Source organism: Paenibacillus sp. FSL H7-0703 (genome assembly GCF_038003485.1).
GTDB classification, from domain to species: Bacteria; Bacillota; Bacilli; order Paenibacillales; family Paenibacillaceae; genus Paenibacillus; species Paenibacillus polymyxa_B.
Genome location: NZ_JBBOPF010000001.1, coordinates 4,911,810 through 4,924,349, shown reverse-complemented (window position 1 = coordinate 4,924,349; position 12,540 = coordinate 4,911,810). Strand labels below are relative to the sequence as shown.

The following is a 12,540-nucleotide window of genomic DNA, read 5'->3' as shown; positions in this document are numbered from 1 at the left end:
CCGCCTGCCTATAATGGCAACAGCGGGGGTTTGTCGTATGAGAGGGGTTCATTGGAACCACCCACTCTGCACTATGGAAGTAATTCAAGCACCACAAAAGTCGAACATCATCTGGTACTTTGGTAGTATATATACCGAAACTAAAGTGTTAGTCGTTACCTTCTAAAGTTCCAGTCCTCATATACCAAAGGCGCATATTCTATACTCCAAACCTGGGAAATCTTCCACCCAAAAGTCCCATATCTTTACTCGTTCCGATAAAGTTAGTAACGATTAAATTCTAAGGCTCTATCCCCCAAACCAGCTTACCCTGCTGATATACAGTGCCATGGTCCCAGTCTGCGAATACTGTTTGGGTAGCACCATAGGAGTAATCGTTGGTCTCATCAAAATTGCTCCAATTTGCAGCATGAATACGGGGTTGAATTTCTCCACTTTCCCCGCCGGGCTGAATCGTTCCCGCTCCATCTGTAAAAGAAATCTCCACATATTTATCAGCCTTGGCCTTTGGATTTGGCAATGTTACAAATGTTGCTTTTACCTTTTCATTGCCAATCCTGGCCCAGTCTACAAAAAACTGCTGAGCTTGTTTGCTTTCATCTGTGTAATAGTAGCGAATTTTTAGATCACTCAACTTCACAGCTGCTTTTCCTGTGTTTTTGATATTAAATTCAGGACGGATTGCGTTATCCTTGACATTTGTGTCACCGCTGCGATACTGAAGCACAATTCCTTGATCGTTACTGCCTGGTGTACTTCCTCCGTTGCCGTTATCGCCGCCGTTGTTGCCACCACCGTTATTACCGCCAGTGTTGCCATCTCCACCGTTATCCCCACTGTTATTTCCGCCTCCACCATTGTTGCTGGAGCCTTCCAGAATCGCCTGTTTTACGAATTTGCCAGAAGCGGATAATTGTGAATCAGGCCATCCGCCTTTACGGTCAGCACCAGGCAACAGCGCAGCAGAGGTCTCATTTTTATCTGCCAGCGACCAGTTAGTCCAGCTGATTCCACGGCTTGCAAGAAAATCAGTCCATATTTTGGATTCATTCAGGAACGGACCACCGTTACCCGAAGCATCGCTTGTACCCCACTCGGTAGCAAATATGCCCACGCCTTTGTTCAGCGCATAATCGACCCGATCGCGCAAGTACTGTCCATGCGTACCCGCATAGAAATGTACGGTATACATTGTATTCTTGTCTGGAAGTGGATGGTCTGCTGCATCATGTACATCCTGACTCCATGTGCCTGTTCCTACAATAATAATATTGTCCGGGTCCTTAGCTCGAATAACCTGAGATACCTCAGACGCATAAGGTCGGATTTGATTGTTCCAGTTCACATTCCCATTTGGCTCATTGGCAAGTTCATAGATTACGTTAGGCAAATGGCCGTACTGAGTCGAAAATTCATTAAAGAAAGCTTTGGCTTCATTTTTATGAATGTTCGGATCGCCATCTGAAAGAATGTGCCAGTCAATAATGACGTACAAGCCCAGTTTCTGTGCTGCCTCAATCGCTTCCTTCACTTTATTTTTCAAAGAAGGGTTGGCAATATAACCATTTTCTTCAGTGTACAGTGCAACCCGGAATACGGAAATGCCCCAATCGTCCCGTAGCCATTTCATAGAGTCCTGATTTACCAGATCCCCAAACCATTGGACACCGTGAGAGCTAATACCTTTGAGTTGTACAGGTTTACCGTTTTTATCCACCAGTTTACCATTCTTTACCGAAAGTTGTCCGTAACGTTCCACAGGGGTCGTCCCGGCAGCCTCTGCTGTTTGCGTATTCCAGTTGAATCCGTTCGTTAACGTTAATAGCAATACTGCTGTTAGCATCACCGCTACTCTTTTTGCGATCCTTGGCAGGACCCATTGCCCATTCATCATTTACACATTCCTTCCTTTTTATAAAGTAGATGAGACTTATCAGTACGTTGTTCTCCGCTCTTTCGCCCCCTCCTTCATACAACAAGAGGATCAGGTCCAAACATCGATGTCACTTACCTGTATATGGATGATACTACTATTATAGTTAGTTTCATGTTACATTTCGACTTTATGATAGAAAATGAACAGGAAGTCACGGTTTTGGGATGTGTTCTGCTTAGTTGGCTACTATAGAGTACTAAAGGGACAAAAGACTCATTTACCAATTGCGAAATTTGGATAATTTTAGTTGTTTAATAAAAAAAGACTGCTTCCCGATGCCTTGGCTCGGTATAGCAGTCTTATAAATGATCTTATATGTGATCGAATAATGTTACAAATTTCGTCTTAACGTAGGATCTCCCTATTACCCCTGAGCAGTTGCTTGAGGTTCTTTGGTCGTCTGATCTTCCTTCATATCGCCGCCATCCGTCGCTTGATCTGTCAGTACAGTCTCAGATGAGTTACCTATTACCTTGTCAATAAGTTGCAGCCAAGGCTCTTCACTACCTCCACAGCTCTCAATATCACCGAGCAGGGACTCTAGCGTGGTTCCTTCTTCTGGCAAATCAATAACTAAACTGTCTTCGTCAACTTGGATGGTGCAGCAGGTTTTCATTGTAAATCCCTCGCTTAATTCATATTTGAGCATGCAGTAAGCTAGCTCAGATGGGATGAACTCCCATGGATTCCGGGATAAGCCCTTTGAATCCGTCTGAAATTATAAACCTAATGCACATCAATTGCAATGAACAAACCTTGAATTTTTAAGAATTAGCGAGTGTTACAGGCAGGAAGGATATCTAAACGAAGTGTTCGCGCCAGTAATTTTGGATTTATAGAATTAGTTCAAACATGCAGCAAGCTCCGTAAAAATCACTCCAAGCGCATAAGCCCCCGCGTCTGGATAACCAAGGCTTCTCTCTCCTACCGTTCCAGCACGGCCCATGCGCGCCACGATGTCTTCCGTCTTTTTGGCCCCTGATACAGCGGCTTGAGTACCTCTTATAAAGGCTGTCTTCACGTCAAAATCTAATTTCGCGCTCTCCACCCAGCTATCCGCACATGGCACTAATGCATCTATAAGCGTTTTATCGCCAAGGGCGGCTCCTCTGCCGAAAGAACGTTCGCCTGTCGATTGTATGCCTTGCACCGCATCCTGCATCATATCCGCGAATTCAGAAACGGTGAGTTCGGTTCGTTCGCCCGCAGATCGTGCCGCTGCCCGAAATGCTGAGCCCCAGATCGGACCCGAAGCGCCACCGCAGTACTCCATGATGACGAGCGAGCATGAATGAAGAAAGGCTCCCATCGTCAAAGAATCTTGATTCAGGATGTCTCTCCATTCCCGTTTCAGCTGACGAAATCCCTTAGCAACGCTCATGCCAAAGTCTCCGTCGCCTGCATGAGAGTCAAGATCGCAGAAAGATACCTCATTCTTGATGATAACCTCACTCATCTTATCGACTAGGTAGATAAGATTGTTCAACGTAACTTTGTTGTTCTTAATAACCGCGAAGGCAGGGTCCGTTTCTACCTCAAAGGATACTTGCCGATTTTCGTCTGCTACAGTTGAAATATCCGTGAATACGACATGATCAACAGGTCCAGCCACCTTGAACGCAGGTGCGTTGCTTTCATAGGAGAGGAGCGTTTTCAGTTCGTTGTCCAGCTTCATGATGGAAACCGAGATACCTGCCATATCGATACTCGTCATATAATTGTTGACAAAAGTGCGATCGATCGTGATCCCCTTCGCTGCTAGTTCGCGAGTGACCGAATGGTTGAAAAGGTACAGTTCTTGCAGAGGCGTACCGCCGAAACCATTGATCAACAGGGCGATTTCTCCGCTGAAGCCAGTTTCGATCTGCATGTCTCTAAGGAGATCGGTTACCATTCTGCCTGCCAGCGTATCCGCATCCGTCAGCTTCTCGCGGCTGGTCCCAGGCTCGCCGTGAATGCCGACGCCGTACTCGATTTCATCATGCCCGAGCTCTAATGTTGGCGTGCCCTTCGCCGGCACGGTACACGAAGTCAATGCGAATCCGATACTGCGTACATTCGCAGCGGCTTTCTCGGCCACTGCTTTAACTTCCGCCAGACTCCGGCCCTCTTCCGCCGCTGCACCCGCGATCTTATGGACGAGTACCGTTCCCGCCACCCCGCGCCGTCCGACTGTATATAGGCTGTCTTCTACAGCGATGTCGTCCTCAACCTTTACATAGTCCACTTCCAGACCGTCTTCAGTGGCCAAATGGGCGCCGTTTCTAAAGTTCATAATATCGCCGCTGTAATTTTTAATAATCAGCAGCGCACCTTTTTTCCCGGTTGTCGCTCGGATGGCCTGATATACTTGAATCTGTGAGGGAGAGGCGAAGACATCACCGCAGACCGCGGCATCGAGCATCCCTTTGCCAACGAAGCCGGCGTGGGCGGGCTCATGCCCGCTACCACCGCCGCTGATGAGCGTTACTTTCTCCGCGTTCAATTCCTTTTTCTTGAGCACTTTGTATTTTGGCAGAAATTCCAATTCGGGATGAGCAAGCGCAATACCACTGCACATCTCAAGGACCAAATTTTCCGCACGGTTGATGACCTTTTTCATGCTACTTTACCTCCGCTTTGTACTGGCTCCCGATACGGTCGGCCGCAGCGATTGCCGCTGCAACCTGCTCCACTGTGACCGGAAACGGCATGGAATGAATCGATTCCTCCAGAATGCATGCCTTTGCAGCTACTTCCATGAGTTCTTCCTGGCTGATATGATCGACGCCGATATCAGCCAAGCAGACCGGTAAACCGACGGCTAAACAGAAATCAAGGACCTGATGTAATTCTTCCGTCGGTGCGTTTTCGAGCACCAGCTGTGCGATCGTGCCGAATGCAACTTTCTCTCCATGATAATAATGATGTGTGCCTTCCAAAATCGTGAGTCCATCATGAATTGCATGGGCCGCCGCAAGTCCGCCGCTTTCGAAGCCGAGGCCTGAGAGTAAAATATTAGTTTCAATGATATTTTCGAGTGCTTGCGTAACTTGGTTTTCATCACATGCCGCTTTTGCTTTGGCACCGTCTTTCAACAGCATTTCATAGCATAGCGTCGCAAGTGCAATCGCCGAATTTGTACCTACTGCTGGCGCACACTGTCCTTCGCGCACTCCGTTAGGCAGTCCGGCATTGACCCTAGAGTAAGAACGGGAGGTCGCACGGGCTTCAAAGTAAGTCGACAGTGCATCACCCATACCTGATACAAGGAATCGGGTTGGTGCATTAGCAATTACGGTGGTGTCGACTAATACGACACTCGGACTTTGCTTAAAATAGGCGTAATCGTCGAAAGCGCCTTCTGGGGTGTAAAGAACGGCCGAGTGACTTGTCGGTGCATCCGTCGCAGCAATCGTCGGACAGATGATTAGCGCTTCCCCTTGAGCCACGCATTTCGCCGCGTCGATCGCTTTCCCACCGCCGAGACCTACGATACAATCGCATCCATTCGCAGTAGCAATTTCCTGAAGTCTAGACACTTCCTGTCTGGAACACTCACCCATAAAACCGCTTTCAATAAAGGTTACGTTATATTTACCCAAAGTGGAATCAAGCTTATCTTTTACCCGCGCCACATCATCAGGATGCGCAATCAGTAAAGCGGATTTGCCGAAAGTGCTCACATAGTAACCCAAATTCAACAATTCGTTTTCACCTTGTACATATTTGCTTGGGCTGATAAAAGCTTTTCTCATCTATAATTCCTCCTTATGATTGTGTTGGCTTCGTTCTGATTAAAACTATAACCGAACCATGTAAACTTTACATTGGAGGAATCAAGGAATATATTATAATCTACAATCGTATTTTTTTGCACTGAAGATCACGAATTGTACTTTTTTGTTATTGCTTACAGGATAATTTACCATTAAGGGATGAGAATCTTGATACGTGAACATTTGAGCATCCAGAAAATCTTTGATTTGAAAAAGTGGGAGCAGTTGCAGGATTCATTAGCATCCGTTACCAAATTAGCCATTCTCACCGTCGATTATAAAGGGAATCCCGTAACTAGCCACAGCCAATGCCAATCGTTCTGCAAAAAGGTTCGCCAGGATGAGAATCTCCTTCCTTACTGCCAAAAATGTGACTCTCGTGGTGGACTTGAAGCGGTGCGTTCCAACAAACCTTATATTTATCTCTGTCATTATGACATCGTCGACATCGCGGTACCGATCATTATCGACGATAAGTACATCGGCGCCGTCATGGCAGGTCAGGTCCGCTTAGCCGATCCTTCGAGCGCCTTACAGCTCGAGCAAATCCTCACCTCAAAAAATGAAAAACTGTACAGTTCCAAATGGGAAGAACTTAAGAACGACTACGCCGATCTGCCATCCATGACCTATCAGGAAATCCAGACGATCTCCAGCATGTTATCCTTATTGTGTAATTATATTGTTGAAGAAGCGATGAACAAAAATCTTCTCGCAGAAATGTTCGAGAAGGCGTCGGCCACACAGTCTACTCCGCAGTTGTCCGAGATCCTTCCTGGCTACTCGCTGGAACATATCGAAAACCTTAAGAAAGAAATGAATAATTTCTTAGCAGATGCCTATCTGAATTCCTCAGGAGATGTGGATATTCCGTGCGGAAATCCCGTACTAAAACCCGCCTTTGAATATATTTTTGAGCACAAGGGTGAAACTTTTTCTCTCAAAGCCATGGCTGACTTGTGCCACATTAGCCCAAGCTATTTTAGTCGGCTGTTTGCGAAGGAAACGGAGGAGAACTTTTCCAGCTATCTTTCCCGCCTGAAGATTAAATGGGCGAAGCAATTGCTTGAAGCTACAGATATTCCTGTATCTCAGATCAGTAGCGAGCTCGGCTTCAATGAGCCGGGGTATTTTATTAAAATATTCAAAAAGTATGAAGGCACTACGCCCGCGGTGTACCGAAAGTATTACAAAGGATAAAATAAACGAAAAACAGATGATTCACGGGTCTAAGTCACCATGATCATCTGTTCATGTAAATTAGTTCTGCTCAGCTACTTATGTCCTGGTGTGCTTCTCAAGCTGCAAGAGATGGTGATTTGCGCTCAATCACCATCCCCTTTTTATCAGCAATTTTATGTTGGAGTGTTCTTTTTCTTTACTGTAGTGTTTCAGACTGATCCTGAGCGTTCATTTCATTGTGCAAAGTAAAGAAAAACATTACTGTTTTTAAGCAAAGTAAGCAATAAGTTTTCCTTCTTCTGGGTAATCACCATCCCACCCACATGGAAAACCACCAGCCTTATAGATTCTAAAAATTTGTTCGTAAAAATTTTCAATCTCACCATTTATTGCACGATTTATTGCGCAGTTTCTCAAATCTACTACAACACTTTCAAAAAAATCACTATAAGAGTCCGTTATTTGACTTCTAAGACCATCAGCTATTAATCCAGTTAATTCATCCAAACCACTAGGTTTTTGGGAAGAATCTAATTTATACAACTTCCCCTTAACTTTTCCCATTTCAAGTTGTCTTATATCGGACCAAGTATATTCATCTTCACCGAATACTTCAGTAATGGCTAGCCTTTTCGCCTCTTCATATTGATTAATTGCAACAATATTTTGAGGCCTCTCTGTTTTTGGAAAATCCATCATAGAATTTGAGAATTGAATAACATCTTCAACTAAATTACTATGTATTCCGTACTTCATAACTTATCAAACCACCTTTCCCACAAATCTATTGTTGCGCCCCCGCCTCTGTCCCAAACAGGCTCACGCCCTAGAAACAAAGGCGAAATTAATTTCGGATTGCTTTAGAGGGTAAGAGAACTAGCCTAAAACTTATCCTTTTATCTGTATAGGTTGACTGGTCGTCACCAAATGGTTTTCTCACACAATAATCCCTACTACGAATAGTTAAACGGCGATTAAAGTAACTTTCTTTGTCTACCTTCATTACTATAGTTGTTGTACTATCCTTATTAAAAGTTCAATTCATGTCCGCTGTCATCTTGCCTAGGTTCCTTTCAGCGGATAGCTGAACTTTATTATACTACCTCTTCTTGTTTTCTAAATAAACATAGAGTATCTAGTGCTTCGAAGATGTTATCTCCGAACTTGAATAATGAATATCCATTTTTTCCGTATACCTTCCCAGATTTCGAAATAAACATTATTAAATTTCCGCGATATGCTTCTCCAACTACAACAAGCGGCTCTTTTACTCGCGCCTCGAATTCCTTGAAGTCTCCTTTTTTATAATAATCCCCTACAGCTTCTTCAGGGCTAAAAATAAAGGTTTCCAAACTTCCATCGGGATGCTTAAATTTTATTCGATTCCACCAAATACGCTTAGTGCATCAATCACTGAATCGAATACTTGATACCCCATTGCTTCTAAAAACTTTACTGTTGCAGTTAAGTCAACCTCATTATTTGGTTTCCATCCTGCTTGTATTAGTATTTCTCTCGCATCATATGATAAGTTATCCATAAGCCTTCTCCTATTTATTCAAAAATACTATTCATGAAAATCATTAATAAAATCAAAAAATGTCTTTTTACAGTTTTACATGGCTGGTAGTGCTTCTCTTTACCTTTAAAGGTACTTACTAGTATATTTTCTATTTTTGATGCTGACCATAAAAGCTGATTGACCGTCTGAATTTCAGCACAATTTTCAATATGGCCATAGTTGGAAACTTTCATCGTCCTTGTACGGATTATTGGGGGCGTTTTTCGCTTTCTTCCTTGTTCCTTGTGCTATCTAATTAAGTCAGGATGCAGTTCCGTTACCACTTGGATTGAATTGTCCCTTCCTAGCACCATTATAGCCAAATGTTATTTTAGTTTTTTTACCACCTACCGTCGTTATATCTATTGTAAATCGTTAATAAAATCTAAAAAAGTCCGCTGACAGTTAACACAAGGAGCTTTGTATTTTCCTTGTCCTGTAATAGTGCTGATTAATATACTTTCAACTTTAGCCTCAAAATGTAGCAGTTGAATTACTACTTGTATTTCCGCACAATTTTCAAAACTCTCTTTATGTCCAAGTTTATTTGAAGGCCAGGTGAACAGCTTTTGAACATATGACCTTTCCAGTTAATCTATCAATTCCCTACATAATAACAGTGAACTACCCCACCGGTTTGTTGCGAAAAATGAGGTTAATTGATCTCCTCACTCTCCAAATTAGAACGGATAATTTCTCCTATTCTGATTTTGGGTATGCCAAAAAGCTCATTCCTACTCAAAATTCAAGTTGGAATAAGCTTTGGAGAATTTACCAAGTACTCAGTTAGTATAAATTTTCTTTGTAGTAAGTATTGAATAAATACAAACAAAATATTACAAATAATCCCATGATTCAATTTATAGAACTATATCTTGAAATCCGACTTCAGTTATTTCCTCATCCTCAATCTTTACAGCAAGTCCATGTTCTATTTCCCAAGTACAATTAAAAAGCAAACCGATTCTTCTAATACCATTTTTGCGTACTCTTCTAATGATTAATTGAGTAGGCTCAACTAGTTTTCCTAAGTCTTCTATATCTTTTATAACTGGAGCAATTTTATCTGCTTCCTCCTCTCCCACCATATCTCTATAATCCATATAAACTTCTTGGTAATGGTCAAAGATAGATTTCTCAGCTTCTGTCATTATATTATCCATATCGTTCAAAAAATTTATATATGCTTCTTTCTGAGCATCTTGAAATTCACCATCTTCATTTCCATCTATACTTAATATTACCATTCTCTTTTCCCCGAAGATTTTTATTTCCTGTTGTCCACTCCAGTACAAATCGTAAGAGATTTCTCCAAAGAGTTCATGATTAAGTCTATCCATACTATCATTCTCCTAACTTTTCTTTAATATTATGTTCCCCAACTCCACCCAAATGAGTGTATGTACCATTAATTTTACTTGGTACAAGATGCATGCTCTCAAGATCATTAAGTTCATGCCAAGTATATTTATTATCCTCTCTCCAATCAGCGACATCATCTGCAGTCCATTTTTTCTCTGGAGTCGACCATTTCTTTGCTAATAATTCATCAGCTTTAGCAAAGTTTTTCCTTCTGTCACTAGTCATGTTTTGAATCTTAACTTCACCTTTAGAGAAGGGGACAAAATCAGGCATTGCACTTTTATAGTTTACCCCATCAACGCCTGCTTCATCCAGATACTGTTTAACTTCAGGCTTCTCTGAAATAAACTTTGATTCTCCGCGTTCTCCTTCCCACTTACCTTTATTCACAGGTGTTCGTTTAAGTCTATCTTCATAAGAACTATACTTTGGAGTTACATCATACCCTTTTGTTATTTTAGTATCTTTACCCGTCCCATCGACCTTTTTCGCCGCGTTCTCTTCCATTTCCTTCATGACCTTGTTGTAATTCTTCTGCACATCCGTCTGTGGAAGTGGTCCGCTGTCCATCTTATTAACGTGCGGAACTGGCGCTCCATTGGCTGTGGACAACTTACCTGGGCTGAGGCCGTCTGCCATTTTACTTAGTTGCTCATTGAACTTCTGCCCCAGTTTACTGCCGGTCTGCTCCAGTTTGGTTACAGCTTTACCAAAGCCTGCCCCGACTGCATCTACACCTTTGCTAATCCATTGCGGTGTAACTTTGCTGCTTACCTTTTCCGCGAATCCGCCGATGGCCTTGCCTACTTTGGAATCCAGTACGCCCACGGTGACAAAGCCCAGTCCTGCGTCTTTTGCTACTGAACCCCAGTTGATCTTTTCACCACTTAGCACCTGACTCGCCAAATTTTCCGCGGCATTTGTTACACCGCCGATCGCTGCTTTTCTTAGCAACGTTCCTCCTACACCGAGTGGACCAAAGATCGCTCCAGACACTGCCCCGATCCCCGCTTCTTTTAAACCGGTCAGGGCATAGTCACTAAAGTCGCTCACTTCTCCTCGGGCGATATCCGATGCCGCCAAACTCGCTACGCCCAAGCCGCCTGCAAGCAGTGCTCCTCCGGCTACCGCCGCAATGACCACCGTACCCGCTCCAAGCGTCGCTACCGTAACGGCCGCCACCACGGCTACAGCTGCCACAACCGCCAAACCGCCCAAAATATTCATCCCCAGCTTGCCCCAGTTAAACGGTTCAGGGGGTGGCGGCGGTGGAGGTGGCTCGCCTTCCTTCGGTTCATCATCAAACGGCGGGTATGCAGTTCGGTCGCTACCGTCCGCCCAGACGTTTCCTCCCAACACGTGGTATTCGTTTTCTACCGAAAGCCCCGTGCTTCCTCCCGACTGATACGCCATGACTTGACTAGTTCCGTCAATAATGATTTTCTTCGGCGTATTCAGAATGATTTCCTGCTCTGCTTCTAACGATAACTTCTTGGGACTAGTTATTTCAATCCCAGTAGCATCGTCCAGACTCATCTGCAATGTCCCACCCGGATCACCCATGATATGGATGCGACCCGGTGCCATTTTCAGCTCACTTCCATGCTCCGTACCAAAATATCGATCATTGGGATTACTCGTTTTCGCGCAACCGTCTCCATTTGTACGAACCGCACCCAAAATCATTGCTCTGGAACCAGACGCATCTGGAAAATACAGGCTTGCCTGTGTTCCCACCTTCGGCATACTGTACATCGCACTTCCTGTAGGGGGAGCGAACGGGTACCAATGCGGCTCGGATACCCCGTCATCCTTATCAATCGCCAGCCGCAGCTTCACTTCCTCTCCCCGTACCGCCAGAACCTCTCCTTCCAGAGAAATTCCGATTGTTTTGGGATTGGGGATGAAATCGCTGCGAATGCCCTCCGCGCGGGCCAACACATAACTGAATAGCAAATGCCCCTTTTCCATGCGGCTTCGCAATTCAGTTACAATCATCTTTTTCTGGCGAAATTGCACCTCGTCTCCAAGAGCATACCGTTCTCCGCTTTCGATCTCGTATTTGAAAAAGTCGGTATCATGTAGCCCGGCTGACGTTCCGCCTGCCCGCTGATAGCCCTTTAAATCTTTACTTGCCGTATAAGGCATATCCTTCCGAATCGTTCGCTGGGTGCCAGCTGGCATGCCGAAATACAGCTTCGGCGCGGCGGACTCCCATATGTCGCTGACCACCACTGTATGTAAACGGCTCGCCATCCGTTTCATAAGCTCCCAGTCGGTTTCATCATATTGTAAAATGGCTTCGCCTACCGACTGCTCTCCGGTCTGGAACAAGACATCACTTCGCTCATAGCCTTGAGCAAGCTTATTCACTAACTGTTTATATGTTTGTTTTTCCTCAGGAAAAGACCGCTTTCTTTTAACAATATCCAGCTCAAATGAGCCACTGATTCCTTCCAGGGTAAGTGTATATACTCCATTATGGTTCTCAACTTCCACCGTATGGACGACACCCTTAAATATGCTGATTTCCTCTTGTCCATTCTGCGCATACACATGTAGCTGATCCTCTGAGGTCGCATCTAGCGCAGCCGTGGCATGACTCGACTCCTTACAAATGCCTGTGAGTGTAATACGCCCATGCTCCCCCGGCTTCCACTCGATCTGAACATCCTTTAAGACCTGAATGGGGTAAGGGGAATCTATTCGAATCTGATCATATCCTATCATGTTTTCAAACC

The 12,540-nt window shown here is 44.3% G+C and carries 10 protein-coding genes; 1 reads left to right on the top strand and 9 read right to left on the bottom strand.

The annotated features are described in order from the left end of the window. Positions 1 to 280: 280 nt before the first annotated feature. The 4 genes from MHB46_RS22155 to MHB46_RS22140 all read right to left on the bottom strand — a co-directional run bounded on the left by MHB46_RS22155 (position 281) and on the right by MHB46_RS22140 (position 5,673). On the bottom strand, positions 281 to 1,894 hold the full coding sequence (locus MHB46_RS22155; protein WP_341163435.1) for a cellulase family glycosylhydrolase: 1,614 nt from the start codon (positions 1,892 to 1,894) through the stop codon (positions 281 to 283). Between the two features lie 406 nt (positions 1,895 to 2,300). Next, positions 2,301 to 2,552: a hypothetical protein gene (locus MHB46_RS22150; RefSeq protein WP_025723818.1), complete on the bottom strand. Its 252-nt coding sequence runs from the start codon at positions 2,550 to 2,552 to the stop codon at positions 2,301 to 2,303. A 225-nt stretch (positions 2,553 to 2,777) separates the two neighbouring features. After that, the gene (gene dhaK, locus MHB46_RS22145; RefSeq protein ID WP_341163434.1) at positions 2,778 to 4,538 is read right to left on the bottom strand and encodes a dihydroxyacetone kinase subunit DhaK; all 1,761 of its coding nucleotides are present in this window, start codon (positions 4,536 to 4,538) and stop codon (positions 2,778 to 2,780) included. 1 nt (position 4,539) lies between these two features. Next, on the bottom strand, positions 4,540 to 5,673 hold the full coding sequence (locus MHB46_RS22140; protein ID WP_341163433.1) for a glycerol dehydrogenase: 1,134 nt from the start codon (positions 5,671 to 5,673) through the stop codon (positions 4,540 to 4,542). Between the two features lie 189 nt (positions 5,674 to 5,862). On the opposite strand from MHB46_RS22140, the gene MHB46_RS22135 reads away from it, so the two are divergent. Then, positions 5,863 to 6,894 (top strand): PocR ligand-binding domain-containing protein, encoded by a 1,032-nt coding sequence (locus MHB46_RS22135; protein ID WP_341163432.1) that lies wholly within the window; start codon positions 5,863 to 5,865, stop codon positions 6,892 to 6,894. 249 nt (positions 6,895 to 7,143) lie between these two features. Here the strand turns inward: MHB46_RS22135 and MHB46_RS22130 are convergent, their stop codons facing one another. The 5 genes from MHB46_RS22130 to MHB46_RS22115 form a co-directional block, all read right to left on the bottom strand. After that, entirely contained in the window at positions 7,144 to 7,632 is a 489-nt protein-coding gene (locus MHB46_RS22130; protein WP_341163431.1) for a hypothetical protein, read from the bottom strand. Positions 7,633 to 7,970: 338 nt separating this feature from the next. Further along, positions 7,971 to 8,228: an SUKH-3 domain-containing protein gene (locus MHB46_RS26280; protein ID WP_445667598.1), complete on the bottom strand. Its 258-nt coding sequence runs from the start codon at positions 8,226 to 8,228 to the stop codon at positions 7,971 to 7,973. Between the two features lie 23 nt (positions 8,229 to 8,251). Then, on the bottom strand, positions 8,252 to 8,416 hold the full coding sequence (locus MHB46_RS22125) for an SUKH-3 domain-containing protein (RefSeq protein ID WP_341163430.1): 165 nt from the start codon (positions 8,414 to 8,416) through the stop codon (positions 8,252 to 8,254). A gap of 881 nt (positions 8,417 to 9,297) precedes the next feature. Further along, positions 9,298 to 9,777 (bottom strand): DUF6985 domain-containing protein, encoded by a 480-nt coding sequence (locus tag MHB46_RS22120; RefSeq protein ID WP_341163429.1) that lies wholly within the window; start codon positions 9,775 to 9,777, stop codon positions 9,298 to 9,300. Positions 9,778 to 9,781: 4 nt separating this feature from the next. Next, on the bottom strand, positions 9,782 to 12,529 hold the full coding sequence (locus MHB46_RS22115; protein WP_341163428.1) for an HNH endonuclease: 2,748 nt from the start codon (positions 12,527 to 12,529) through the stop codon (positions 9,782 to 9,784). Positions 12,530 to 12,540 lie beyond the last annotated feature (11 nt).